Genomic DNA, 24780 nt, shown 5'->3' on the forward strand with positions numbered 1-24780 from the left:
GGGGTGATATGTTGGTGCAACGCCGATGTGCTGGTTGGCGTTGTATCAACGAGGCCGTTCTGGAAAATGGTTGGGAGATGGTCACCAATAGATACGATGTATATTATGTTAAATGACAAATCGCCGAAAGGACCAAATATTCAATGAGATGGATGCCATCCCACTCATAGCGAGCCCACCACTCTCTTGAACAATGGGCCAGCGACGGCACAACCAGCACAGCGGGTGCCCCCAAAAAACCTTTGCGATCCATCAACGGCCTCTGCGCAAAGGCTGGACGGCCGTCTTGGCAGAGCCCACACGCAACCGCCTCGGCGTAGGCAAATGGGTGCGTAATTCTTGCAAAAGCTGCGCAGCTTCGCGGCCCAACTCAGAGTTCTGGGTGCGTGCAGCGTAAATCTCATCCCGTGCCACGGCCAACTCGCGGGTCAACCCAGCGTTTTCTGACTGCAAAGCACTTGATTGCACTTCCAGCGCCTTGGCGCGGTCTTGCTCGTCGGCCAGGGTTTTGGCAGATTTCTTGGCGTCCTCTGCCCATTGCGCAGCGACTCGCTTGGCATCCTGGCGGGCCCGGTCAATTTCTTCGAGCAAACGGCGCTCTTGTGCTGTGGCGCGTTGCTCCAGGCGTTCACGCTCTTTGCGATGGTCCTCGTCTTTGGCGCGTCCGTTTTGGCGCTCTAGCTGCGCAGCAGCGGCCTGCTCGGCCTGAGTGCGGCGCAGCGCCTCTATCTCAGCATGGCCCAGCGCCAGCATTTGCTGCATTTCTTCCAGTTGCCGAGCCAGATTGCTGATTTGCTGGTCCTTGGCCTGCATCGCGGCCGCCAAGGCCTCGGTACGGTCCTTCAAGCGCTGCGCATCTTGAGCCAGGGCGTCCCGCTCTGCGGAGAGCGTTTGGGCTTGTGCATCTACGTTGGCCTGGGCAGCGGCCAAACCGTGTGCGGCGTGCTCTTGCGATTGTTGAAGCGCGCGCGCCCACAGTGCTTTGGCAGCACGCAGCACGGGGGCTGGCAGCGTATCTGCTTCGGCCCCAGCACCCGCATCCTCCACAGGCCCTGCGCCCAGGCGCTTTGCCAACGAGCCATACCAACCGTCCAGCATCGGGCCGACCGTGTTGGGCGAGCCCCGCCCCAGTTGCTGGCGCACCCGCTCAATCGTTGGGCGCTCACCCTGGGCAAGCACGGTATCTGCGGCCGCCCAGACCTCTTCCATCTGAACACCCCGGCCACCTCGCACGCTATGGAACTGCATGGCTTCTTCCTCTTAAAATTACCATCGATAAGTGATTGTTATCGAGAGTAAAATAACATATTCATATCACACAATACATTATATGTATTAAATATTAAACCATAGGAGTTTTGCAGCATGTTCCACCCGATGCACAGCCCTACGGCTGCTTTAGAGACCAGCAAGTTGTCCGAAATGACCGCTCGCGCCGTGGACGAATTGCTGCGCGAGGGGGAATCGGCCAACACGCTGGCCAGCTATCGCTCAGCGCTGCGGTACTGGGCAGCCTGGTTCAACCTGCGCTATGGGCGGCCCATTGCACTGCCTGTAACGCCCAGCGTGGTGCTGCAGTTTGTGGTGGACCACGCCCAACGCACCACCGAGACAGGCCTAGCGCACGAGCTACCGACCGCGCTGGATGCAGCCCTGGTGGGCGCGGGCTTCAAAGGCAAGCTGGGCCCGATGGCACTCAATACGCTGGTGCACCGCGTGGCCGTACTGTCCAAAGCACACCAACTGCGCGGGCTGGACAACCCTTGCCAGGACCCCAAAGTGCGCGAGCTGCTGAGCAAAACCAGGCGCGCCTACGGCAAACGCGGCGCCCTGCCGCAAAAGAAAGATGCGCTGACCAAAGCGCCGCTGATGGCCATGCTGGAGACCTGCGACACCAGTCTGAAAGGGCAACGCGACCGTGCTCTGCTGCTGTTTGCATGGGCCACGGGTGGGCGGCGGCGCTCTGAAGTGGCGGCAGCCGATATGAAAAGCCTGCGCAAGACAGGGCCCACATCGTTCACTTACGCCCTCACCCGCTCCAAGACCAACCAAAGCGCAGCAGACCGGCCCGAGAATTACAAGCCCCTGGAAGGCCTGGCCGCTGAAGCCCTGCAGGCATGGCTGACGGCGTCTGGCATTCAAGAAGGCGCCATCTTTAGGCAGGTCAAGAAAGGCAACAGTGTGGGCGCACCGCTGTCCGGGGCATCCGTGCGCGACATTGTTCGCCAGCGTGTCGCTGCTGCAGGGTTGCCCGATGTGTACTCGGCGCACTCTTTGCGTTCAGGCTTTGTGACTGAAGCCGCCAAGCAAAACATCCCCCTCACAGACACCATGGCCATGACGGGCCACCGGAGTGTGGCGAGCGTGCTGGGCTACTTCAGGGCTTCAGGCAGCAACCCCGCAGCCTCGCTGCTGGACCGCCAGGACGACCCGGCCTGAAAACCCCACAACCTGCACAACCCAGGCCCTCAACGCCCGGCCTGCGCCAGGCTGAACAGCTGGGCGGACCGGGCCCCGGACCGACAAAACGCCAGGACGGGAGCAGGCATGGTGTGCAGCAACTCGCCCATGGCCTGTGCTTGCTCGGCCGTGATGGCGCCACCCACCACGGGCAGATAAACATATTGCAAGCCCGCCGCTTGCGCAGCCCGGGCCAAGTCTGCGCAAGCGGCTGGGTGGGGCCGCCCTCTTCGTCCGGGCGATTGTTCACCACCGTTTTGTAGCCTTGCGATGCAACGTACGCCATGTCTTGCGCCTGCAATTGGGGTGACACGGCAAAGTCTTGCGTCACAGCGATGAAGGAAGGTGTCATTTCAATGCCCCTTGCTGGAAGTCCGCTGGGCCCGGCGCTCCAACACTTCAAAAAGCCACATGCCCGCCAGCATGGCGGCGACAAAGGCCAAGGCCTTGGGCTGGCCTGCGGCAGCCGAGACGATAGCCGGGCCGGGGCAAAAGCCCGCCAACCCCCAGCCCACGCCAAACAGCAGGCTACCCAGCACCAGGCGCTTGTCCACATCCCGCGCCGTAGGCACATGCATGGCCCCGCCCAAAAAGCTGCGGGTGCGCTTTTTGGCCACGGCAAATGCAACAGCACCGACAGCAATGGCCCCACCCATGACAAAGGCCAACGACGGGTCCCACAGCCCGGCCAGATCGAGAAAGCCCAGCACCTTGCCGGGGTCGGTCATGCCCGACAGGATCAAACCCAGGCCAAACAACAGGCCCACCAAGAACTCTGACAAACGACTTTTCATTTCAGGCCTTTCAAAATGAGGCATTCAAGATTGGGCACCACAGGGCCTCAGCCCAGCCAATGGCGCACCACATACACAGCCACAAACCCTGCGCCCATGAACGATGCCGTCGCCACCAAAGAGCGCGGCGACAGGCGCGACAGGCCGCACACCCCGTGGCCGCTGGTACAGCCTGACCCGTAACGGGTGCCCACCCCCACCAGCAAGCCCGCAACCAGCACCATGGCCCAGCTGGCATCCACTCGCACAGAAACGGAGCCCGCCAGCGCGAACCACAAGGCAGGCGCAGCCACCATGCCCAACACAAACGACAGCCGCCAACCCACATCGCCCGCACGGGGCCGCAGCAGCCCACCCACAATGCCGCTGATGCCCAGGATGCGCCCATTGACGAGCACAAACACGGCGGCGGCCACGCCCAGCATCAACCCACCGGCCAGCGACATCCAGGGGGTGAAATGGCTCCAATCGATGGTCATGCTCAAGCCTCCTCGGTGGTTGCCGCCGCTGCAGCGGGGGCGCAAAACTGTTCAAACAACACCCCCATCACCGCCAGCGCCTGGGGGCTGGCAATCGCGTAGTAAATGTTCTTGCCCTCGCGCCGGGTGCTGACAAGGCCCTCTTCCCGCAGAACCCCCAGTTGCTGAGACAGCGTGGGCTGGCCAATGCCCACCAATGCCTCCAGCTCGCCCACGCGCTTTTCGCCTTCGGTCAATTGGCACAGCAGCAACAGGCGGTCTGGATTGGAGAGCACCTTCATCAGGCGGCAAGCAGCATCTGCCGAGCTGCGCAGGGTTTCCAGGTCCATGGTGGCGTGGGTTTCAGCGGTCATGGGCATCTGCATCGGCTCCGGTTTTTAATTTCATTGACGATAGTCTATTGACAAACAATATATCCGTCAACATACTATCTTCAACTTAATTGAAAGCGTGAGGCATTCAACGTGAACCCCACCGTGAAAGCATTCTTTGACGCAGCCACCTGGACGGTGAGTTATGTGGTCTACGACCAAGCCGGCGGCCACTGCGCCCTGGTGGATTCGGTGTTGGACTACGACGCCAAGTCGGGTCGCACCGCCACCCGCTCAGCCGATGCGCTGCTGGCTTTTGTGTCAGAACAGGCGCTCACGGTGCAGTGGATTCTGGAAACCCATGCCCATGCCGACCACCTCTCCGCCGCCCACTACCTGCGGGAAAAAGTGGGCGGGACAATTGCGATTGGCGCGGCCATCACGCAGGTGCAAAAAGTATTCAAAGGCATCTTTCACCTGGAGTCTGAATTCCAGCCCGATGGCGGCCAGTTCGACCACCTGCTCCAGGATGGCGAAGTGTTTGCCATCGGCAAACTGCAAGCCCAGGCCCTGTCGGTGCCTGGTCACACCCCGGCCTGCATGGCCTTTCAGGTGGGGGATTCGGTTTTTGTGGGCGACACCCTGTTCATGCCCGATGTGGGCACCGCGCGCTGCGACTTCCCCGGCGGCAGTGCGCACAACCTCTACCAGTCGGTGCGAAAGTTGCTGAGCATGCCACCAGACACGCGCCTGTTCATGTGCCACGACTACCCGCCGCCTGGCCGCCAGCCTACGTGGCAATGCACGGTGGCCGACCAGCGGGCGCACAACATCCACCTGCACGATGGCGTCACGGAAGCTGAATTTGTCAGCCTACGTACCCGCCGCGACGCCACGCTGGAGATGCCCGTGCTGATCCTGCCAGCCGTGCAAGTCAATATCCGCGCAGGCGCCCTGCCCCCGGCCGAGGACAACGGCGTGGCTTATCTGAAGATTCCGCTGAACGCCCTGTAACGCGGCCAGGCCTCACACAACCCTCTGTAACGCCGTGCTGCAGAGGCATCACCCGGGCGCCCTCGAAAGCGCCCCAACAACCCGAAGGAAAGAAACCATGAAATTCAATGTAGGAACCGTGGACCGCGTGCTGCGCATCGTGGCAGGCCTAGTGCTGATTGCGCTGGCCGCAACTGGCACGGTGGGCTGGTGGGGCTGGCTGGGCGTGATCCCCTTGGCCACGGGGCTGTTCCGCTTTTGCCCGGCGTACACCCTGCTGGGCATCAACACGTGTCCTCTGAACAAATAACCCATAAAAAAGCCAGAAAAGGCCCCCTCCATGAGCACGTTCGACCACGCAGGCCTGATGCAAGGCATCAATGAAAGCCTGTCTACCTTCCGCAAGGCCCAGCCCGACACCATGCGGGGCTTTTCACAACTGGCGCAGGCCGCCATGGCCGAGGGCGCGCTGAGCGCCAAACACAAAGAGCTGATTGCACTGGCCATTGGCGTCAGCCAGCGATGCTCGGGGTGCATCGGCTTTCACGTCAAGGCCTTGCTCAAACTGGGCGCCACACGCCAAGAGGTGGAAGAGATGCTGGGCGTGTGCGTGTACATGGGCGGCGGCCCCTCGCTCATGTACACCGCCGAAGCCCTGGCGGCCTGGGACAAGCTCGCAGTTGCCAGCCATTGAATATAAAAATGGGCGCTAACGCCTAATAATAAAGCGTTAGCAGCTACTATTTTTACAGCAAAAACCCGCACTCATGCCGCCCAAGTGGCGGCTGGCTGCGGTGCCTGCACCGGATGCCACGCACCGGCCCCTCGTGCAAATTTCCCTTACGTAGTTAACAATTGGCTGATATAACTTACATATCGCCAAGAAGCTTGCACCACCCAGGCAGCAAGGCCGCTACGTACAGGGAGAGAGTCATATGGCTGCCGACCACCGCAAACACAGCGCGCTGTGTGCTTGGGCCTTGCGCACGTTGCTCTGCGCCGTGCCACTGTTGCTGGTAAGCCATGTTGCCCAGGCGCTAGACAAACCCACCGGCCCCGTGGTGCTCACGGTAGAGGGCAACATCAGCGCACCCAACCAGGGTGCCAAGGCGCAGTTTGATATGCCCATGCTGGAGAAGCTGCCCCAGCACACCTTCACCACCCGCACCCCGTGGTACCCCGACGCCGTCACGTTCACAGGCCCTCTGCTGCGTGATGTGCTGGCCGCTGCGGGCAGCAAGGGCAATGCCATCACGGCGGTAGCACTCAATGACTACAAGACGGAAATCCCGATGGACGATGTACACCGGCATGAGGTGATCGTGGCCCGGCTGATGAACAACCGCCCCATGCCCATTCGAGAAAAAGGCCCGCTGTTCATCATCTACCCCTTTGACACCAAGACCGAGCTGCGCACCGAGCTGTACTACAACCGCGCCGCCTGGCAGCTCAACGCGCTGCGCATCCGTTAACGCCATCAGGAGGACCGCATGCTGCGCAGCAAGCACTTCCTGAAACTCATCATCGCCAGCCTGGTGCTGGCCTACGTGGCCATTGCGGCGGTGCAGTACCAGCAGTACCGCAGCGTGGAAGCGGTGATGCGCCGTGGCGACGTGAATGCGCTGTGGTCATTTTTGCAGCTCAACGTGGAATACGAGCGCCTGGACCACGCGCTGAACCAGTTTGTGATGGCCCCAGAGAGCATCTCGCTGGAGGCCGTGGCCCTGCGCTACGACCTGTTCCTCAGCCGCTTCAGCGCGCTCGAAAGCGGCACCGCCCGCACCCTGATGCAAAACGAGCCTATTTATGGGCAGGCATTGCGGGCGCTGCAGCAGTTTGTGGCCGCGGGCGATGGCTATTTTGGCCAGAGCGTGGATGTGCCCTCAGGCCAAAAAAACATGCGCCTTTTGCGCACGCAGCTGGCGGAGCTGCGCGAGACGGTGCAGGAGCTGGCTTTGAACGCGTCGCGCCTGTCGGCCTTGCTCGGCGACCAGCGCAACGAAGAAGTGCAGCACCAAACCCTGCTGACCACCGGGCTCACCAGCTTTCAGGCACTGCTCACGTTTTTGCTGGCGTTTGCCATGGCGCGCCAGTTTGTGGCACGCGAGCGCGCCAAGTCCCAGGCCATGCAGGCCCAAGCCGAGCTGCTCGAAGCCCTCAAACGCAACGAAGAAGCGCTGGAAGCGCGCGTGGCCCAGCGCACCACAGAGCTGCAGCAAGCCAATGAGGCCCTGCGCGAGCACGAGGAAGAACTGGTGGTTGCCCGGGCCAAGGCCGAAGACGCATCGCAGATGAAGTCGGACTTTCTGGCCAACATGAGCCACGAAATCCGCACCCCCATGAACGCCGTCATCGGCATGAGCCACCTAGTACTGGGCACCGAGCTGACGGCGCGCCAGCGCGACTACGTGCAAAAAATCCAGCGCTCAGGCCACCACCTGCTGGGGCTGATCAACGACATCCTCGACTTCAGCAAGATCGAGGCAGGCAAGCTGGAAGTGGAAGTACTCGACTTTGACCTGCGCGGCGTGCTGGACAACGTGGCCAACCTGATTGGCGACAAATGCGCTGCCAAGGGGCTGGAGCTGATGTTTGACGTGGACCCCGATCTGCCCGACAACCTGCGCGGCGACCCGCTGCGGCTGGGGCAAATCTTGGTGAATTACGCCAACAACGCCGTCAAGTTCACCGACCAGGGCGAGATCGTGGTGCGCGTGCGCCAGGACAGCACAGACGACAACGCCCTGGTGCTGCGCTTTGAGGTGCAAGACACCGGCATCGGGCTCACGCCCGAGCAGCAGTCACGGCTGTTCCGCTCATTCGAGCAGGCCGACTCTTCCACCACCCGCAAATACGGCGGCACCGGCCTGGGGCTGGCCATCTCCAAAAGCCTGGCAGAACTCATGGGCGGCGCCGTAGGCGTTACCAGCGCCCCCGGGCAAGGCAGCACCTTCTGGTTCACCGCCCGCCTGGGGCTGGGCGAGGCCCGCCAGCAGCCTCTGCTGCCCTCGCCCGACCTGCGCGGGCGCCGGGTGCTGGTGGCCGACGACAGCGACCAGGCCCGCCACATCCTGTCGGTGCTGCTAGCGCGCATGAGCTTTATCGTCACCACCGCCCGCAGCGGCCAGGAGGCCGTGGCCCTGGCCCGCAGCGCTGCAGCGGCCGGTGCGCCTTTTGAAATCGCGTTTCTCGACTGGAAGATGCCGGGCATGGACGGGTTTGAGACCCACCAACAGCTCGCACTACTGCCCCAGCCGCCCGTGCCTGTCATCGTCACGGCCCATGGGCGCGAAGAGGCGCGCAAAGAGCTGGAGCGCAGCGGCATTGAGCTCATGCTCACCAAGCCCGTCAGTCCATCAGAGTTGCTGGATGCGGCCATGCAGGCCCTGGGCGGCCTGAGCGCCGAAGTGCGCCAGCCCCCCCTATCTTCCCGACCGCCCAGCAGCGCATCGGTGCTGCAGGCCATCCGGGGCGCTCGGATTTTGCTGGTGGACGACAACGACCTCAATCAACAAGTGGGGGCCGACCTGCTGACCGATGCAGGCCTGGTGGTGGACGTGGCAGACAACGGCCAGATAGCACTCGACAAGCTCGCCCAAACTGCTTACGACGCCGTGCTCATGGACATGCAAATGCCCGTCATGGACGGCCTGACCGCCACCCGCCTTCTGCGCGAAAACCCCGCCTGGGCCCAGTTGCCCGTGCTGGCCATGACGGCCAACGCCATGAGCGCCGACCGCGAAAAATGCCTGCAAGCGGGTATGAACGGCCACATCGCAAAGCCCATTGATCCAGACGAATTGTTTGCCACACTTCTGCACTGGATTGCACCGCGCACCAGCGAGGCGCCCTCCTCAGCCCCGACCGCAGGACATGGCACACCGTTAAGCACCGATGCCACCACGCCACCCGCGGACCACCCGCTGGAGCGCATCCACGGGCTGGACACCGCCGCAGGCCTGCGGCGTGTGCTCGATAAACGGGCCGCCTACGTAGCCCTGCTGCGCAAGTTTGTGGCGGGGCAGGCATCGGCCATTGCCACCACGCGCAGCCAGTTGGCGGCGGGGCAGCGCGATGCCGCGCAGCGCAGCATGCACACGCTCAAAGGCACGGCAGGCACCATCGGTGCCAGCCCCCTGGCAGCACTGGCCGAGGCGGCGGAACAGGCCCTGGCACAAGGCCAGCCCGATGGCGCCATCGAAGCCCTGCTTCAGCCAACCGATGCCGCCTGTAGTGCCCTGGTGGCAGCTTTGCAAAGTGCCCTGCCCTGGGAGGCTGCTGAGCCGGCCGATGTGCCAGAAACACCGATCGCCACCGCAGCCACCTCGCAGTTGCTGGAGCGGCTCGATGCCCTGCTGGCCGACGACGACTCAGACGCCATCGAGCTGTTCAAAGAATCGGCCCCTGCCCTGCGTGCGGCCCTCGGCCCGGTGTATGCCGAAATGGACCGCGCGCTGGACAACTACCAGCTGGTTGAAGCCCTGGCCGCCCTGCGCACCGTACAACACGCTGATGCCAAGGCCAACGCGTGAACGCCAGCAAGCTTGATAACGACAACACACAAGGAGGTCCGCCATGAACAGCCCACTCGAACCCAACGGCAAATGCACGGTGCTGGTGGTCGATGACACGCCCGACAACCTTTCGCTGATGAGCGGCCTGCTGCGCGCGGACTACAAGGTCAAACTAGCGCCCAGTGGCGAGCGGGCCCTGCAAATTGTGGCGGGCGAGAGCAAGCCCGATCTGATCCTGCTGGACATCATGATGCCGGACATGGATGGCTACGAGGTGCTGCGGCGGCTGCAGTTCAACCCCGAGACCGAAGACATTCCCGTCATCTTCCTCACGGCCATGAGCGCGTCAGACGACGAAACCGTGGGGCTGGAGCTGGGCGCGGTGGACTACATCACCAAGCCCATCAACCCCGCCATCACGTTGGCGCGGGTGCGCAACCACCTGCAGCTCAAGCGAGCCAAAGACCTGCTGGCCCACCACAACCATTACCTAGAGCAGGAAGTGGCGCGCCGCACCCGCCAGGTGGCAGAACTGCAGGACGTGACGATCCGCGCCATGGCCTCGCTGGCCGAAACGCGCGACAACGAAACCGGCAACCACATCCGCCGCACCCAGCACTATGTGGAGGCGCTGGCGCGCAAGCTGCAAAACCACCCGCGCTTTGCAGAGGATCTGAGCGAAGCTGCCATCGCCATGATCTTCAAGTCCGCCCCGCTGCACGACATTGGCAAAGTGGGCATTCCGGACCGCATCCTGCTCAAGCCCGGCGCACTCACCCCCGAAGAGTTTGAAGTGATGAAGACGCACACGACGTTAGGGCTGGAAGCCATCCTCGCGGCCGAGCGCGGGACCACGCAGGACAACCCGTTTTTTCGCTACGCCAAAGAGATCACCTACAGCCACCAGGAAAAATGGGATGGCTCAGGCTACCCCTTGGGCCTGGTGGGTAACACCATTCCGCTGTCTGCACGCCTCATGGCGGTGGCCGATGTGTACGACGCGCTGATCTCGGTGCGCGTGTACAAACCGGCCTACAGCCATGAGCAAGCGGTGCAGATCATCAAGGACGGGCGCGGCAGCCACTTCGACCCCGACATGGTGGACGCCTTTTTGACGCTGTCTGAAGAGTTTCGGCGCATCGCCTTGCGCTTTGCCGATGGCGAGCCCTCCCTGCACCAGGCAGTCGACCGCATGGCGGCCGATCTGCCCGCCGAGGCCATCGAAACTATCGTGCTGGACACTCGCACGTAGTCTCGCGGGCAGCCACCCGCCCTGCGCATGGCCTCAGCCGCAGGTGCTCTCGCACGGCACAGCGTGGTGTGCTGCGCCGTCCTTCGCTCCGTCCTCTTGGGCCTGCGTTCGGTGCCCATTCAGCCCCAGCTTGGCCAGCAATTGCACGTCGGCGTCCACATCGGGGTTGCCCGTCACCAGCAGCTTGTCGCCGTAAAAAATGGAATTGGCCCCGGCCATGAAGCACAGCGCCTGCACCGCCTCACCCATCTGCTGGCGCCCAGCCGACAAGCGCACGCGCGCCTTGGGCATGGTGATGCGGGCCACCGCAATCACGCGCACAAAGTCAAACGGATCGATGGGATCGCTGTCGGCCAGCGGCGTGCCGGGCACACGCACCAGGCTGTTGATGGGCACCGACTCAGGGTAGGGCTGCAGGTTGGCCAGTTGCGCAATCAGGCCAGCGCGGTGTACAGGCGCCTCGCCCATGCCCACAATGCCGCCGCAGCACACGCTGATGCCTGCGCTGCGCACGTTCTGCAGCGTGTCCAGCCGGTCCTGGTAGGCACGGGTGCTGACCACGTCGGTGTAGTACTCGGGGGCCGTGTCCAGGTTGTGGTTGTAGTAGTCCAGCCCCGCGTCTTTCAACGCCTGCGCCTGGTGCGATTCGAGCATGCCCAGCGTGGCGCAGGTCTGCAGGCCCAGGCCCTTCACTGCGCCAATCAACGCGCTGACTTTTTCAATGTCGCGGTCCTTGGGCGCGCGCCAGGCGGCGCCCATGCAAAAGCGGGTGGCGCCCGCGTCCTTGGCCGCCTGGGCGGCGCGCACCACCTCATCCACCTCCATCAGCTTGTCGGCCTTCACGCCGGTGTCGAACTCGGCGGCCTGCGGGCAGTAGCCGCAGTTTTCAGGGCAGCCGCCGGTTTTGACCGACAGCAGCGTGGCCAGCTCAATATCGCCTGCGGGCCAATGCTGGCGGTGCACGGTTTGGGCTTCAAACAGCAAGTCCATCAGCGGCTTGTCGAGCAGCGCCTGGATGGCCTCGACCGACCAGGGGCCTGCGGGCTGCGGCGTGGCTGCGGGGCGGCGGTGCAACTGCACAGCTTGTGGCGCGGCGGCAGTGGGGGTGGTGAATCCGGACATGGGGTGCTCCTTCAATGCGTCTGCCTGCACCCGCCGCACAAAGCGGCACGCGGGCAGTGAGGGTGATGCGATGCCAGCAGCCCGGGCCGTGAGGTACAGCTTGGGCCACGCATCGCGATGAAGTGCGGATTCTCAAACGAAAAGAGGTGCAGCAGCGCGCCACAGGGTCACAAAAAGTGCCAAGAAAAATGGTGCTCTATCAGCAGGCAATTTCAGTGATTTTTCTGCGCACAAAGACAGCCGTTGACGCCAACTTCGATGCAATTGAATGCGCAGCTGGATCCGCTTGGCAAAACCCCGCGGTAACTGCAGACATACCCGCATCAACTGCTGTCAACACGCAGGGCAAGCACTGGGAGATAGCGCAGGTTTGCACGTGAAGTTGGGTGGATTTGGCCTGCGATGCCTGCGTGATGGCCGCCCATTGGCGAAAACCGCAGCGAAAAGATGGCAGAGGCAGCACCCAGCAGCCTCATGCAAACTCACACAGCCCTGCCCAGGCTCAGCACTCAAAACCGTAGTCGCGGCGGTAGCGCTGAGCGTCGGCGGCGGGCATGTGTTTGAACATGACGCACACGGTGTAGCTGCCCTTTTGCTTGCCGCCCTGCACATAGCCCCAATCCGACACATCGGCCCGGGTGAACTGCACGCTCTGCCCGTTCTCCAGGTGCGTGACATAGCGCGGCTGGCCCGCCAGGGTGCCTGTGAAGCCTTTGGAAGTGACCTGGAACGGCGTGACCCAGATGTGCTCATCATTCCCGCCCCCTGAGAACTTCACCTTGATCTTGAAGCCGTCAGCGCCTGCGGGCGGCTTGGCGTGGATCTTCAAAAAATCATCCAGCGTGGCGCGGGCCTTGCCAATCGCTTCTTCCATTTCCGCGTCTTGCGAAGCAATGTTGTAGACCTTGTCCTTGATCTTGCCCCCCTGCCCCTGGCTTTGTGCCTGGGTGGAGAAAGAGAAGGTCATCAACACCGAGACCGCACCTACGGCCAACAAAGAGAGTTTCATGGGCATTCGCACAAGGCTTGAACAAAGAAGCTGCGAATGTAAAACGGCGCAAAGCACCATGCCCCGGGCCCGCGTGAAGTGCCCGGGCCAAGGGTGAAAAACTGCACACGATGGCGCGCCAAAACAAAACGCCTTGCTGCGCGAGGCAGCAAGGCGTTGGCTTTGGCGCGGTCAGCGCAGAGGCTCAGCCCAATGCGGCAATCACATCCTCAGGCGCCTGCACCAACTCAATCAACACACCCTCGCCCGCAATCGGAAACTCGTCATTGCTCTTGGGGTGCAAAAACGTGATGTCATAGCCACCAGCCCCCTTGCGAATGCCGCCGGGCGCAAAGCGCACGCCCTGGGCAGTGAGCCATTCCACAGCCTTGGGCAGGTCGTCAATCCACAGACCAATGTGGTTGAGCGGCGTGGTGTGCACGGCGGGTTTTTTGTCGATGTCCAGGGGCTGCATGATGTCCACCTCCACCTTGAAGGCACCCTTGCCCATGGCCAGAATGTCTTCGTCCACGTTCTCGCGCTCGCTCTGGAAGGTGCCGGTTTGTGTAAGGCCCAGCATGTCCACCCACAGGGTTTTCATGCGCTGCTTGTCGGTGCCGCCAATGGCGACTTGCTGGATGCCGAGGACTTTGAACGGGCGGATATTAGCGCTCATGAATTACTCCTGAATTGATAGCTGCTAGCGCTTTTAGGATAAGCGCTAGAGGCTAATTTGATTTGAAATATGAACTGAAATATGGGCCATATCCCCGCTCACAGCTCACGCAGTAACCAGCTGCTGGCCATGGCGAAATACTCGCGCAGCCAAGCGTTGTAGCGGATGTAAAGCGGTGTGGGCGCCGCCACGGCAAGGGCGCGGGTGTAGCCGATCTTCTGGGCAATGCGCTGTGCGCGCAGGGTGTGAAAGTCGCTGGTCACCACCGCCACGGCAGAGTCCAGCCCCAAGCCCTGGGCTTGCAGCAATGGCAGGCTGTACTGCAGGTTCAGCTCGGTGCTGGTGCTGCGCTCTTCTTGCAGAATGCGCGCCGGGTCCAGGCCCTGCTGGCGCAGGTAGTTGCCCATCACCTCGCCCTCGCTCAGCGTTTCGCCAAAGTCCACTCCGCCCGACACCACCACCCAGGCCTGTGGGTGCGCAGCGGCCAGCGCATGCGCTGTGTCCAGCCGCGCCCGCAGTGCGGGCGACGGCTGCCCTTTGGGCGTGCCACTGCCCAGCACCACAATGGCTTGCGGCACCGCAGCTTTGTCCGCCTGGCCCAAGGCGTTCACCTGCTGCACCAGCACCGCCCAGAACGCTCCCACGCTGCACACCCAGAGGGCCAAGAAAAGCCAGCCGGCGCTCCACGCGAAGCGGCCCCAGCGCAGGCGATCAAGCCCGGCCCGCACCTCGTGCCAGCGCGCACCCACAAAGCACATCACCAGCCCCAGGGCCGCAGGCACGGTCACGCCCACCATGAAAAAGCCCATGGCCATCAGCACCAGGGCATCGGCCAGCAACACACCGCCCACCAGCAGGCAGGCCATGCGCGCCCAAGGCCAGCCATGGCGGCGCCCACCCCCGTGCCCGGAATCACTGGCCCCCATGCCCGAGGGTTGGATCACTGGAATTCCAGAATGATCTGGTCCACGGCCAGCGAATCGCCCTTGCCCGCCGTGATCTTGCCCACCACGCCGTCTTGCGCGGCAAAGAGGATGTTCTCCATCTTCATGGCTTCGATCACGGCCAGCTTTTCACCCGCCTGCACCTTCTGGCCGGGCTGCACCGCCACATCGACCAACAGGCCCGGCATGGGCGAGAGCAGGAACTTGGACAAGTCTGGCGGCGCCTTGAAGGGCATGAGCTTGTGCAGGCGCGCGCCCAGCGGCGACAGCACCAGTGCGTCGATCTGCGTGCCGTTGTGCGCAATGCGCAGTGCCAGCGGGTTCTTGCCCACGCCCCGCTCCACCTGGGCGGTGAAGCCCTGGCCGTTGCAGGCGCCCTGCACGCGAATCTGGCCCAGCGTGGCATTGCTACTGATTTGGTAGCTGCTACCGCCCACTGTGACTGCGCTAGAGCCCGATTTATCTTCAAAGTCAGACACCGTCACCTCGTGGTGCTGGTTCTGCCCCTCGGCGCCCAGCGTGACCACCACAAACTGCTCGCCCACCTTCACCTCGTGCCCCGCCAGCTGGCCGCTGATGCCCGAAGCGCGCGCGCGGTAGCGGCGGTTCATGAACGCGGCCAGAGCCACCAGGAACAGCGGATCGCTGTGCGGCACGTCTTCGGCGTGGAAACCCTTGCCGTAGTTCTCGGCAATGAAGCCGGTGTTGAAGTCGCCGGTCACGAACTTGGGGTGCGCCAGCAACGCCGCCTGGAACGGGATGTTGCTGCTGATGCCGCGAATCACAAAGCCGTTGAGCGCCGCACGCATCTTGGCAATCGCGTCGTTGCGGTCGGTGCCGTGCACGATGAGCTTGGCGATCATCGAGTCGTAATACATGGGGATCTCGCCGCCTTCGTACACGCCCGTGTCCACCCGCACGCCCAGCTTCTTGCTGGTGTCGGACTGGAACATGGTTTCCTCCGGCGGCTGAAAGCGCACCAGACGGCCGGTGGAAGGCAGGAAGTTGCGGAACGGGTCTTCGGCGTTGATGCGGCACTCGATGGCCCAGCCGTCGCGCTTCACGTCGGCCTGTGTCAACGGCAGCTTCTCGCCCGCCGCCACGCGGATCATCAGCTCCACGAGGTCGAGGCCGGTGATGCATTCCGTCACCGGGTGCTCCACCTGCAGACGGGTGTTCATCTCCAGGAAGTAGAAGTCCTGGTCTTTGCCGACCACAAACTCCACCGTGCCAGCGCTCTGGTACTTCACGGCTTTGGCCAGTTGCACGGCCTGCTCGCCCATCGCCTTGCGCGTGGCGTCGCTGATGAACGGCGATGGCGCCTCTTCGATCACCTTCTGGTGGCGGCGCTGGATGGAGCACTCGCGCTCGTTCAGATAAATCACGTTGCCGTGGCTGTCGCCCAGCACCTGGATCTCGATGTGGCGCGGCTCCTGCACAAACTTCTCAATGAAGATGCGGTCGTCGCCAAAGCTGTTGCGGGCTTCGTTCTGGCAGCTGGCAAAGCCTTCAAACGCTTCCTTGTCGTTGAACGCCACGCGCAGGCCCTTGCCGCCGCCACCGGCCGAGGCCTTGATCATCACGGGGTAGCCAATGCCCTTGGCGATCTCCACCGCCTGCTCGGGGCCCGCGATGGCGTCGTTGTAACCAGGAATCGTGTTGACCTTGGCCTCATTGGCCAGCTTCTTGGACGCGATCTTGTCGCCCATGGCCGCAATCGAATGCGCCTTGGGGCCGATGAAGGCAATGCCCTCGTCTTCGCAGCGCTTGGCAAAGGCTTCGTTTTCCGAAAGGAAGCCGTAGCCGGGGTGCACCGCTTGCGCGCCGGTCTGCTTGCAGGCTGCAATGATCTGGTCGGCCAGCAGGTACGACTCGCGCGAGGGCGCGGCGCCAATGTGCACCGCCTCGTCGGCCAGCTTGACGTGGCGGGCTTCCTTGTCGGCGTCGGAGTAGACGGCGACGGTGGCGATGCCCATTTTTTTTGCGGTGGCGATGACTCGGCAAGCAATTTCGCCGCGATTCGCAATCAGGATCTTGGTAAACATGTTCTTGTTCTCCTTAGGCTGTTACAGCGGAATGTTTCCGTGTTTACGCCATGGGTTTTCCAGCTTTTTATCGCGCAACATCACCAGCGACCGGCAGATGCGCTTGCGCGTTTCATGCGGCAAGATCACATCGTCAATAAACCCCCGCGCACCGGCCACAAACGGGTTGGCAAAGCGCTGCTTGTATTCGGCCTCACGCGCGGCCAGCTTCACCGGATCGTTCTTGTCTTCGCGGAAGATGATCTCCACCGCGCCCTTGGCGCCCATCACCGCGATTTCGGCGTTGGGCCAGGCAAGATTGACGTCGCCGCGCAAATGTTTGGAGCTCATCACGTCGTACGCGCCGCCGTAGGCCTTGCGGGTGATGACGGTGATCTTGGGCACGGTGCACTCGGCATACGCGTACAGCAGCTTGGCGCCGTGCTTGATGATGCCGCCGTACTCTTGAGAAGTGCCGGGCATGAAGCCGGGTACGTCCACAAACGTGACCACCGGGATGTTGAACGCATCGCAGAACCGCACGAAGCGCGCGGCCTTGATGGAACTCTTGATGTCCAGGCAACCGGCCAGCACCAGCGGCTGGTTGGCAACGATGCCCACGGTCTGGCCCTCCATGCGGGCGAAACCGATGAGGATGTTTTTGGCGTATTCGGGCTGCAGCTCAAAGAAGTCCCCATCGTCCACGGTCTTGAGGATCAGCTCCTTCATGTCGTAGGGCTTGTTGGGGTTCTCGGGTACCAGGGTGTCGAGGCTGCGGTCCATGCGGTCGGCCGGGTCGTTGCTCTTACGAACGGGGGCCTTTTCGCGGTTGTTGAGCGGCAGGTAGTTGTACAGGCGGCGCAGCATCATCAGCGCCTCCACGTCGTTTTCGAACGCCATGTCGGCCACACCGCTCTTGGTGGTGTGGGTCACGGCGCCGCCCAGTTCCTCGGCCGTCACTTCTTCGTGGGTCACGGTCTTCACCACTTCAGGGCCGGTCACGAACATATACGAGCTGTCTTTCACCATGAAGATGAAGTCCGTCATGGCGGGTGAGTACACAGCGCCGCCGGCGCTGGGGCCCATGATCATGCTGATCTGCGGGATCACGCCGCTGGCCAGCACGTTTTTCTGGAACACGTCGGCATAGCCGCCGAGGGACGCCACGCCTTCCTGGATGCGGGCGCCGCCGGAGTCGTTCAGCCCAATCACCGGTGCACCGACCTTCATGGCCTGGTCCATCACCTTGCAGATCTTCTCAGCATGGGTTTCAGACAAGGCACCGCCAAACACCGTGAAGTCCTGGCTGAAGACAAACACCAGACGGCCGTTGATCATCCCGTAGCCCGTCACCACGCCGTCGCCAGGGATTTTGTTGTCTTCCATGCCAAAGTCGGTGCAGCGGTGCTCGACGAACATGTCCCATTCCTCGAACGTGCCGTCGTCCAGCAGCAGCTCGATGCGCTCGCGCGCGGTGAGCTTGCCCTTGGCGTGCTGCGCATCAATGCGCTTTTGCCCGCCGCCCAGGCGTGCCAGCGCACGCTTTTTCTCCAGTTGCTCCAGGATGTCTTGCATGGTCGTCCTTTGGTGAAATGGCTTATTGCTTGGAAATGCTATTTATTTGATAGCTGCTTGCGCATGATTTGATTGCGCTAGCAGCAGATTTCGTGCTGCAGTCGATGCGGCAATGCGCCCTGCAGCCACGTCGGCCTGCAATTGCGGCAGCAGCTCTTTGACCTGCGGGTGCTGGCGAAACGCGAGCTTGAGGCCCGCGTCGATGCGCTCCCACATCCAGGACAGCGCCTGCTTTTCGCGCCGTGTGCCGATCCGGCCATTGGCGGTCTGCAACTGGCGAAACTGCGTGACCGCAGCCCAGAAGCTGTCCACGCCCTGCCCCAGCAGCGCGCTGATCTGCACGACCTTGGGGTGCCACAGCGTTTCGTCGTGGTGGGCGTTCTCGGGGTTGCCGTGCTGGCTGAGCAAGCGCAGGCTCGACGTGATCTGCGCCTCGGCCCGCGTGGCGGCGTTCTTGTCGATGTCGGCCTTGTTGATGACCACCAGGTCGGCAATCTCCATCACGCCCTTCTTGATGGCCTGCAGGTCGTCGCCCGCATTGGGCAGCTGCATCAGCACGAACATGTCCGTCATTCCTGCCACTGCAATCTCGCTCTGGCCCACGCCCACGGTTTCGACGATGACCACGTCGTAACCCGCCGCCTCGCAGACCAGCATGGCCTCGCGGGTCTTCTCTGCGACTCCGCCCAGTGTGCCGCTGGAGGGGCTGGGGCGGATGTAGGCTTTTTCGTGGACCGACAGGTGTTCCATGCGCGTCTTGTCGCCCAGGATGGAGCCGCCTGAAACGGTGCTGGACGGGTCGATGGTGAGCACGGCCACGCGGTGGCCTTGGGCGATGAGGTAAAGGCCCAGCGCTTCGATGAAGGTGCTTTTGCCCACGCCGGGTACGCCGCTGATGCCGAGGCGGAAGGATTTGCCGGTGTGGGGCAGGAGCTGCGTGAGCAACTCGTCGGCCTGAACCCTGTGGTCGTTGCGGGTGGATTCGAGCAGCGTGATGGCCTTGGACATGGCGCGGCGCTGCACGGCACCCGCATCACCGGCGATACCGTCCAGCAAGCCGCTGACCGAAGGCTGCCGCGCAAGCGTGGTCGGGGACGTGGTCATTCGGCGCTCTCCTGAGACCGCCACTCGTAGTGCACATCTACGCCTTCCTCGCCCGTCTTCACGAAACCGTGGCGCTGGTAGAAACGGTTGGCGTCACTGAGCTGCAGCGCAGTCACGCGCAGCACCCTGCCTTCACGGCGCGCCCTGTCCTGCACTTGGGACAGCACTGCAGCGCCTACACCAGCGCACTGCCATTCAGGGTGCAAATACAGGTGCTGCAGCCTCAAAGCGCGCTCGCCCTCAGGACGCACCGTGACGAACCCCATACGACGTCCGTCGGGTGCCTCCAAATGTTGCATGTGCTCGGGCACAAAGGCCGCGCGCAGTCTTTCGCGTGAGAGCTCTGGTGTGTACCGCCCCACTCGCTCCAGGCTTTCACGCATGGCAGCCGTGCGCAACACCAGCATGGGCTCGAAGTCAGCCTCGGCCACGGGATGCAAGGTGAATGCAGGGGTGTTCAATGCAACATCTCCAAACGGCACCACTCTAAGCGCGTGGGTGATAGTCTGGCCTTTGCCTCACTCATGCTACGAAGGCCTTGCGAATCTGCTCCAGCACATCCTTCGCGCTGGCCGGAATCGGTGTGCCGGGGCCATAGATGCCCTTCACGCCCGCTTCGTACAGGTGCTCATAGTCCTGCGCAGGAATCACCCCGCCCACAAACACAATGATGTCGTCCGCGCCCTGGTCCTTGAGCGACTGGATGATGGCGGGCACCAGCGTCTTGTGCCCTGCTGCCAGCGTGCTCACCCCTACCGCATGCACGTCGTTTTCAATCGCCTGGCGGGCGCATTCCTCGGGGGTCTGGAACAGCGGGCCCATGTCCACGTCAAAACCCAGGTCGGCAAATGCGGTGGCTACCACTTTGGCTCCACGGTCATGCCCGTCCTGGCCCAGCTTGGCGATCATCACGCGGGGGCGGCGGCCCTGGGCTTCGGCGAATTCGTTGATTTCGGTCTTGAGCTTGTCCCAGCCTTCGGCCGAGTCATAGGCAGCTGCGTACACACCGGTCACCTTTTGTGTATCGGCGCGGTGGCGCCCGTAAACCTTCTCCAGCGCATCGCTCACTTCGCCCACCGTGGCACGCAGGCGCACGGCGTTGATGGACAGCTCCAGCAGGTTGCCTTCGCCGCTTTCTGCTGCAGAAGTAAGAGCATCCAGCGCCTGCTGCACCTTGGCTGCATCGCGATTGGCCCTGATTTTGGCCAGGCGCTCAATCTGGCCGTCGCGCACCTTCACGTTGTCGATCTGCAGGATATCGACGGGGTCTTCCTTGGCCAGCTTGTACTTGTTAACGCCAACAATCACGTCCTTGCCGCTGTCGATGCGCGCTTGTTTTTCTGCCGCAGCGGCTTCGATCTTGAGCTTGGCCCAGCCGCTGTCCACCGCTTGGGTCATGCCGCCCATGGCCTCGACCTCTTCGATGATCTTCCAGGCGGCGTCCATCATGTCCTGGGTCAGCTTTTCCATCATGTAGCTGCCAGCCCAGGGGTCCACCACGTTGGTGATGTGCGTTTCTTCCTGGATGATGAGCTGGGTGTTGCGTGCAATGCGCGAGCTGAACTCGGTGGGCAGCGCGATGGCTTCATCGAGCGCATTGGTATGCAGGCTTTGCGTGCCACCAAACACGGCGGCCATGGCCTCGATGGTGGTGCGCACGATGTTGTTGTAAGGGTCCTGCTCGGTGAGGCTCCAGCCACTGGTCTGGCAGTGGGTGCGCAGCATCAGGCTCTTGGGGTTCTTGGCACCGGTCTCCTTCATGATGCGGCACCACAGCAGGCGCGCCGCGCGCATCTTGGCGACTTCGAGGTAGAAGTTCATGCCGATGGCCCAGAAGAACGAGAGCCGCCCGGCGAACTCGTCCACGTCCAGGCCGGAGGCAATGGCCGTCTTCACGTACTCCTTGCCATCGGCCAGCGTGAAGGCCAGCTCCAGCGCCTGGTTGGCCCCCGCCTCCTGCATGTGGTATCCCGAGATCGAGATCGAATTGAACTTGGGCATGTTCTTGGCCGTGTAGCCAATGATGTCGCCAATGATCCGCATCGAGGGCTTGGGCGGGTAGATGTAGGTGTTGCGCACCATGAACTCTTTCAGAATGTCGTTCTGAATGGTTCCTGAGAGTTGGTCTTGCGAGACGCCCTGCTCTTCCGCCGCCACCACATAGCCCGCCAGCACGGGCAACACGGCGCCGTTCATGGTCATCGACACGCTCACCTTGTCCAGCGGGATCTGGTCGAACAGGATCTTCATGTCCTCGACCGAGTCAATCGCCACCCCGGCCTTGCCCACGTCGCCCGTCACGCGCGGGTGGTCGCTGTCGTAGCCGCGGTGGGTGGCCAGGTCAAACGCCACGCTCACACCCTGCCCGCCCGCAGCCAGGGCCTTGCGGTAGAAGGCGTTGGATTCTTCAGCGGTTGAAAAGCCTGCGTATTGGCGAATGGTCCACGGCCGCACCGCATACATGGTGGCCTGGGGGCCGCGCAGGTAGGGCTCAAAACCGGGCAAGGTGTTGGCGTACGGCAGGCTGGCCGTGTCTTCGGCGGTGTACAGCGGCTTGACGGTGATGCCGTCGGGTGTCACCCAGTTCAAGGCGTTCACATCGCCACCGGGGGCCGACTTGGCCGCCGCCTTGGCCCATGTCTCTAGCGAAGCGGCAGCGAACTCGGGGGCGTTGTTGTGGGGTTTGTCACTCATGGCGAAAGCTTCTCCGAAGATGGCGTAGGTGCGTAAAACGGCGCGAGGGCTGGTCCCGATGTGGCGGCGAGTTTACATCATTCATAATTATTGATTCAAAATATTCCAGCCAGCTTACAATCCGGGCCATGTCTGCCGTCACCCTCACTCCCCGCGCGCTTTACGAAGAAGTTGCCGAGCAATTGCGCCAGCGCATCTTCCGGCGCGAGCTGCAGCCCGGCAGCTGGATTGACGAGCTCAAGATTGCGGAAGAGTTTGGTATCAGCCGCACCCCTTTGCGCGAGGCGCTGAAGGTGCTGGCCGCCGAAGGCCTGGTCACGATGAAGGTGCGCCGTGGCGCCTATGTGACGGAGATGAGCGAAAAAGACCTGCGCGACGTGTACCACCTGCTCAGCCTGCTGGAGAGCGACGCCGCCGGCGTGGTGGCCGAGCGCGCTACGCCCGAGCAGCAGCAGACCCTGCAAGCGCTGCACGCCGAGCTGGAAGGTGCTGTGGCCGACCGCGAAAAATTCTTTGCCGTCAACGAGCGCTTTCATATGCTGGTGCTGGAGATGGCGGACAACCGCTGGCGCAGCCAGATGGTGGCCGACCTGCGTAAGGTGATGAAGCTCAACCGCCACAACTCGTTGTTCAAACAAGGGCGCATCGAGGATTCATTGACGGAACACCGGGCCATTCTGGAGGCCCTGCTGGCGCGGGATGCCGCCCGCACCATGCAGGCCATGCAGACCCACTTCGCGCAAGGGCTGGAAGCCGCGACTTAAGCTGACCACATAGGCTGACCACTTGGGCGGGCCAGGACCTGCGCGGCATTCCTGAGCACAGCAGTCATTGCAGGACGTAACGAAGCCTGCACGGTGGTTATCATGCCCGGCACCCAAAATTAGGGTTTGTACCAAGTCTTCTCCGAGCACACGGTCCATCCGATGCGTGCAGAGAGCCTCTTGGCGCCCCGCTTTCCTCAGCCCTATGACACCCTCCCCTCGCGATATCGCCAGCGTCCAGACGCTCCCCCAACTCCTGGCCTACCGCGTGGCCAGCACCCCTGAGGGCGAGGCCTATCGCGCCTTCAACCCGGCCACCCATGCCTGGGAGAGCTGGAGCTGGCAACACACGTCGCTGCGGGTGCAGCGCTGGTCAGCAGCCATTGGCGCCATGCAACTGCCGCAGGCGGCCCGCATCGCCATCCTGCTGCCCAATGGGCTGAACGCACTGTGCGCAGACCAGTCCACCTTGGCCACGGGCTGCGTGCCCGTGCCGCTGCATGCCATCGACAACCCCGGCAGCATTGCCTACATCCTGGCCGACTGCGAAGCCTCGATGCTCATCGTGGGCCAGCGGGCGCAGTGGGACAAGATATGCGCTGTGGGCACGCCCTTCCCGGCCCTGCGCGCCGTCGTCTTCACGGACGAAGACGCCTCGCCAAGCGCGGCCGACACGGCAGGCACACCACCGCCGCAGGATGGCCCACGGGTCGGCTCGCTGGCGCAGTGGCTGGAGGGGGCGGCCCAAGCCCCCTCGCTGGCCCAGTGGCCCACTCCCACGCCCCCAGGGGCCGATGACCTGGCCGCCATCGTCTACACCTCAGGCACCACCGGCAAACCCAAGGGCGTGATGCTGTCCCACAGCAATGTGGTCAGCGATGTGAAGGCCGTACTGGAGCGCATTGCGCCCACGGCGCAAGACGTGTTCTTGTCGTTCCTGCCGCTGTCACACACCTTTGAACGTACGGGGGGCTACTACCTGCCCATTGCAGCGGGCAGCTGCGTGGCCTATGCCCGCTCGGTGCCGCTGCTGGCAGAAGACCTGCGAACCGTGCGGCCCACGGTGTTGATCTCAGTGCCCCGCATTTACGAACGCATCCATGCCAAGGTGCAAGAGAAGCTGTCGCGCTCGCCCTGGAAAATGCAGCTGTACGAAGCTGCGCAAAGCAAGGGCTGGGCACGCTTTTGTGCCGCGCAGGGCCTGCCCGCCCCTGCGCCGGACGATGCCAAGGCCGCAGGCTGGATGGCCGCCCTGCCCTGGCCCTTGCTGCGCGCCCTGGTGGCTGCGCCGCTGATGGCCCAGTTTGGTGGCCGCGTGCGGGTGGCGGTGAGTGGCGGCGCCCCACTGTCACCCACCATTGCCAAGTGCTTTTTGGGACTGGGCCTGCCGCTGATCCAGGGCTACGGCATGACGGAGACATCGCCCGTGGTGTCGGTCAACGCGCCAGAAGACAACGACCCCGCCTGCGTGGGCAAGGCCCTGCCCGGCGTGGAGGTGCGCATTGGCGAGAACCGCGAGCTGCAGGTGCGTGGCCCCATCGTGATGAAGGGCTACTGGAAGCGCCCGGAGGACACCGCCAAAATCTTGAACGCCGACGGCTGGCTGGGCACGGGCGACCAAGCCGAAATCGTGAACGGGCGTATCTACATCAAGGGCCGCATCAAGGAGATCATCGTCACCTCCACCGGCGAAAAGGTACCGCCGGGCGACCTGGAGCTGGCCATGCTGGCCGACCCGTTGCTGGAGCAAGCCTTTGTGGTGGGCGAGAACCGCCCCTTCATCGCCTGCGTGGCCGTGCTCAACCCGCGGGAATGGCAGCACCTGGCCGCCGACCTGGGGCTCAACCCGCAAGAGGCCGACAGCCTGCAACACCCCAGCGTGCACCGCGCCGTGCTGGCCCGCATTGAAAAGAACACCGCCAGCTTTGCACGCTACGCCGTGCCCCGCGCCGTGCACCTGACGCTGGCGCCCTGGACGATTGAGAACACCTTCATGACGCCCACCCTCAAGCTCAAGCGCACCAACCTGATGGGGCATTTTGAGCAGGCGATTGAAGGCATGTACCAAAAGCCCGGCGGGCGCTGA

Annotated in this window: 23 protein-coding genes and 1 pseudogene; 10 read left to right on the forward strand and 14 right to left on the reverse strand. The window is 63.0% G+C overall.

The genetic code is table 11. The features are described from left to right. Positions 1 to 252: 252 nt before the first annotated feature. Positions 253 to 1248: a DNA-binding protein gene (locus C8C98_RS18960; RefSeq protein WP_121455538.1), complete on the reverse strand. Its 996-nt coding sequence runs from the start codon at positions 1246 to 1248 to the stop codon at positions 253 to 255. 174 nt (positions 1249 to 1422) lie between these two features. Between C8C98_RS18960 and C8C98_RS18965 the strand changes: the two genes are divergently transcribed. Beyond that, on the forward strand, positions 1423 to 2439 hold the full coding sequence (locus tag C8C98_RS18965) for a site-specific integrase (RefSeq protein WP_121456391.1): 1017 nt from the start codon (positions 1423 to 1425) through the stop codon (positions 2437 to 2439). 29 nt (positions 2440 to 2468) lie between these two features. On the opposite strand, the pseudogene C8C98_RS18970 reads toward C8C98_RS18965, so the two are convergent. From C8C98_RS18970 to C8C98_RS18985, 4 genes and pseudogenes are all read right to left on the reverse strand, one after another. Beyond that, positions 2469 to 2812, reverse strand: a pseudogene (locus tag C8C98_RS18970) (TIGR01244 family sulfur transferase). Between the two features lies 1 nt (position 2813). After that, the gene (locus C8C98_RS18975; RefSeq protein WP_121455539.1) at positions 2814 to 3254 is read right to left on the reverse strand and encodes a YeeE/YedE family protein; all 441 of its coding nucleotides are present in this window, start codon (positions 3252 to 3254) and stop codon (positions 2814 to 2816) included. Between the two features lie 47 nt (positions 3255 to 3301). Continuing rightward, complete coding sequence (locus tag C8C98_RS18980) at positions 3302 to 3733, reverse strand: YeeE/YedE family protein (RefSeq protein ID WP_121455540.1); 432 nt, start codon at positions 3731 to 3733, stop codon at positions 3302 to 3304. A 2-nt stretch (positions 3734 to 3735) separates the two neighbouring features. Continuing rightward, entirely contained in the window at positions 3736 to 4086 is a 351-nt protein-coding gene (locus C8C98_RS18985; protein WP_121456392.1) for a helix-turn-helix transcriptional regulator, read from the reverse strand. A 111-nt stretch (positions 4087 to 4197) separates the two neighbouring features. Between C8C98_RS18985 and C8C98_RS18990 the strand changes: the two genes are divergently transcribed. From C8C98_RS18990 to C8C98_RS19015, 6 genes are all read left to right on the forward strand, one after another. Continuing rightward, positions 4198 to 5058, forward strand: a complete 861-nt coding sequence (locus C8C98_RS18990) for an MBL fold metallo-hydrolase (protein ID WP_121455541.1) — start codon at positions 4198 to 4200, stop codon at positions 5056 to 5058. 97 nt (positions 5059 to 5155) lie between these two features. Continuing rightward, positions 5156 to 5347: a DUF2892 domain-containing protein gene (locus C8C98_RS18995; RefSeq protein ID WP_121455542.1), complete on the forward strand. Its 192-nt coding sequence runs from the start codon at positions 5156 to 5158 to the stop codon at positions 5345 to 5347. A gap of 30 nt (positions 5348 to 5377) precedes the next feature. Beyond that, a complete protein-coding gene (locus tag C8C98_RS19000) occupies positions 5378 to 5731 on the forward strand; it encodes a carboxymuconolactone decarboxylase family protein (protein ID WP_121455543.1) in 354 nt (117 codons plus the stop codon). Positions 5732 to 5972: 241 nt separating this feature from the next. Next, positions 5973 to 6509 carry a molybdopterin-dependent oxidoreductase gene (locus tag C8C98_RS19005; protein WP_121455544.1) on the forward strand — a complete coding sequence of 179 codons (537 nt, stop codon included), beginning with the start codon at positions 5973 to 5975 and terminating at the stop codon, positions 6507 to 6509. 18 nt (positions 6510 to 6527) lie between these two features. Then, entirely contained in the window at positions 6528 to 9569 is a 3042-nt protein-coding gene (locus tag C8C98_RS19010) for a hybrid sensor histidine kinase/response regulator (RefSeq protein WP_121455545.1), read from the forward strand. Positions 9570 to 9612: 43 nt separating this feature from the next. Next, a complete protein-coding gene (locus C8C98_RS19015; RefSeq protein ID WP_121455546.1) occupies positions 9613 to 10803 on the forward strand; it encodes a two-component system response regulator in 1191 nt (396 codons plus the stop codon). 33 nt (positions 10804 to 10836) lie between these two features. On the opposite strand, the gene bioB is transcribed toward C8C98_RS19015, so the two are convergent. Next, the gene (bioB, locus tag C8C98_RS19020; protein ID WP_233574606.1) at positions 10837 to 11925 is read right to left on the reverse strand and encodes a biotin synthase BioB; all 1089 of its coding nucleotides are present in this window, start codon (positions 11923 to 11925) and stop codon (positions 10837 to 10839) included. Positions 11926 to 12047: 122 nt separating this feature from the next. Here bioB and C8C98_RS21655 point away from each other — a divergent pair, with 122 nt between their 5' ends. After that, a complete protein-coding gene (locus C8C98_RS21655; RefSeq protein ID WP_147436416.1) occupies positions 12048 to 12305 on the forward strand; it encodes a hypothetical protein in 258 nt (85 codons plus the stop codon). Between the two features lie 122 nt (positions 12306 to 12427). Here C8C98_RS21655 and C8C98_RS19025 read toward each other — a convergent pair whose 3' ends face one another. From C8C98_RS19025 to scpA, 8 genes are all read right to left on the reverse strand, one after another. Then, positions 12428 to 12934 (reverse strand): YegJ family protein, encoded by a 507-nt coding sequence (locus C8C98_RS19025; protein WP_158600186.1) that lies wholly within the window; start codon positions 12932 to 12934, stop codon positions 12428 to 12430. 184 nt (positions 12935 to 13118) lie between these two features. Next, positions 13119 to 13589 carry a VOC family protein gene (locus tag C8C98_RS19030; protein WP_121455548.1) on the reverse strand — a complete coding sequence of 157 codons (471 nt, stop codon included), beginning with the start codon at positions 13587 to 13589 and terminating at the stop codon, positions 13119 to 13121. 98 nt (positions 13590 to 13687) lie between these two features. Next, on the reverse strand, positions 13688 to 14533 hold the full coding sequence (locus C8C98_RS19035; RefSeq protein WP_233574607.1) for a YdcF family protein: 846 nt from the start codon (positions 14531 to 14533) through the stop codon (positions 13688 to 13690). Beyond that, positions 14530 to 16578 (reverse strand): acetyl/propionyl/methylcrotonyl-CoA carboxylase subunit alpha, encoded by a 2049-nt coding sequence (locus tag C8C98_RS19040; RefSeq protein ID WP_121455549.1) that lies wholly within the window; start codon positions 16576 to 16578, stop codon positions 14530 to 14532. Before C8C98_RS19040 ends, C8C98_RS19035 begins: the two co-directional genes overlap by 4 nt. Before the next feature lie 21 nt (positions 16579 to 16599). Then, a complete protein-coding gene (locus C8C98_RS19045; RefSeq protein ID WP_069105802.1) occupies positions 16600 to 18132 on the reverse strand; it encodes an acyl-CoA carboxylase subunit beta in 1533 nt (510 codons plus the stop codon). A 42-nt stretch (positions 18133 to 18174) separates the two neighbouring features. Continuing rightward, positions 18175 to 19236 (reverse strand): methylmalonyl Co-A mutase-associated GTPase MeaB, encoded by a 1062-nt coding sequence (meaB, locus tag C8C98_RS19050; RefSeq protein ID WP_255423180.1) that lies wholly within the window; start codon positions 19234 to 19236, stop codon positions 18175 to 18177. Then, a complete protein-coding gene (locus C8C98_RS19055) occupies positions 19233 to 19697 on the reverse strand; it encodes a GNAT family N-acetyltransferase (protein WP_233574608.1) in 465 nt (154 codons plus the stop codon). Before C8C98_RS19055 ends, meaB begins: the two co-directional genes overlap by 4 nt. A gap of 61 nt (positions 19698 to 19758) precedes the next feature. Beyond that, complete coding sequence (gene scpA, locus C8C98_RS19060; RefSeq protein WP_121455550.1) at positions 19759 to 21930, reverse strand: methylmalonyl-CoA mutase; 2172 nt, start codon at positions 21928 to 21930, stop codon at positions 19759 to 19761. Between the two features lie 128 nt (positions 21931 to 22058). Between scpA and C8C98_RS19065 the strand changes: the two genes are divergently transcribed. Both C8C98_RS19065 and C8C98_RS19070 read left to right on the forward strand, forming a co-directional pair. Then, positions 22059 to 22694: a GntR family transcriptional regulator gene (locus C8C98_RS19065; RefSeq protein WP_121455551.1), complete on the forward strand. Its 636-nt coding sequence runs from the start codon at positions 22059 to 22061 to the stop codon at positions 22692 to 22694. A 205-nt stretch (positions 22695 to 22899) separates the two neighbouring features. Then, positions 22900 to 24780 (forward strand): long-chain fatty acid--CoA ligase, encoded by a 1881-nt coding sequence (locus C8C98_RS19070; protein ID WP_121455552.1) that lies wholly within the window; start codon positions 22900 to 22902, stop codon positions 24778 to 24780.

The sequence above is a fragment of the Acidovorax sp. 106 genome, assembly GCF_003663825.1.
Taxonomy (GTDB): Bacteria; Pseudomonadota; Gammaproteobacteria; order Burkholderiales; family Burkholderiaceae_C; genus Acidovorax.

What these genes read in the sequence shown, in the direction of transcription:
- C8C98_RS18960 (WP_121455538.1), bottom strand. Translation starts at nt 1,248, where the DNA reads ATGCAGTTCCATAGCGTGCGAGGTGGCCGGGGTGTTCAGATGGAAGAG.
- C8C98_RS18965 (WP_121456391.1), top strand. Translation starts at nt 1,423, where the DNA reads ATGACCGCTCGCGCCGTGGACGAATTGCTGCGCGAGGGGGAATCGGCC.
- C8C98_RS18975 (WP_121455539.1), bottom strand. Translation starts at nt 3,254, where the DNA reads ATGAAAAGTCGTTTGTCAGAGTTCTTGGTGGGCCTGTTGTTTGGCCTG.
- C8C98_RS18980 (WP_121455540.1), bottom strand. Translation starts at nt 3,733, where the DNA reads ATGACCATCGATTGGAGCCATTTCACCCCCTGGATGTCGCTGGCCGGT.
- C8C98_RS18985 (WP_121456392.1), bottom strand. Translation starts at nt 4,086, where the DNA reads ATGACCGCTGAAACCCACGCCACCATGGACCTGGAAACCCTGCGCAGC.
- C8C98_RS18995 (WP_121455542.1), top strand. Translation starts at nt 5,156, where the DNA reads ATGAAATTCAATGTAGGAACCGTGGACCGCGTGCTGCGCATCGTGGCA.
- C8C98_RS19000 (WP_121455543.1), top strand. Translation starts at nt 5,378, where the DNA reads ATGAGCACGTTCGACCACGCAGGCCTGATGCAAGGCATCAATGAAAGC.
- C8C98_RS19005 (WP_121455544.1), top strand. Translation starts at nt 5,973, where the DNA reads ATGGCTGCCGACCACCGCAAACACAGCGCGCTGTGTGCTTGGGCCTTG.
- C8C98_RS19010 (WP_121455545.1), top strand. Translation starts at nt 6,528, where the DNA reads ATGCTGCGCAGCAAGCACTTCCTGAAACTCATCATCGCCAGCCTGGTG.
- C8C98_RS19015 (WP_121455546.1), top strand. Translation starts at nt 9,613, where the DNA reads ATGAACAGCCCACTCGAACCCAACGGCAAATGCACGGTGCTGGTGGTC.
- bioB (WP_233574606.1), bottom strand. Translation starts at nt 11,925, where the DNA reads ATGTCCGGATTCACCACCCCCACTGCCGCCGCGCCACAAGCTGTGCAG.
- C8C98_RS19025 (WP_158600186.1), bottom strand. Translation starts at nt 12,934, where the DNA reads ATGAAACTCTCTTTGTTGGCCGTAGGTGCGGTCTCGGTGTTGATGACC.
- C8C98_RS19030 (WP_121455548.1), bottom strand. Translation starts at nt 13,589, where the DNA reads ATGAGCGCTAATATCCGCCCGTTCAAAGTCCTCGGCATCCAGCAAGTC.
- C8C98_RS19040 (WP_121455549.1), bottom strand. Translation starts at nt 16,578, where the DNA reads ATGTTTACCAAGATCCTGATTGCGAATCGCGGCGAAATTGCTTGCCGA.
- C8C98_RS19045 (WP_069105802.1), bottom strand. Translation starts at nt 18,132, where the DNA reads ATGCAAGACATCCTGGAGCAACTGGAGAAAAAGCGTGCGCTGGCACGC.
- meaB (WP_255423180.1), bottom strand. Translation starts at nt 19,236, where the DNA reads ATGACCACGTCCCCGACCACGCTTGCGCGGCAGCCTTCGGTCAGCGGC.
- scpA (WP_121455550.1), bottom strand. Translation starts at nt 21,930, where the DNA reads ATGAGTGACAAACCCCACAACAACGCCCCCGAGTTCGCTGCCGCTTCG.
- C8C98_RS19065 (WP_121455551.1), top strand. Translation starts at nt 22,059, where the DNA reads ATGTCTGCCGTCACCCTCACTCCCCGCGCGCTTTACGAAGAAGTTGCC.
- C8C98_RS19070 (WP_121455552.1), top strand. Translation starts at nt 22,900, where the DNA reads ATGACACCCTCCCCTCGCGATATCGCCAGCGTCCAGACGCTCCCCCAA.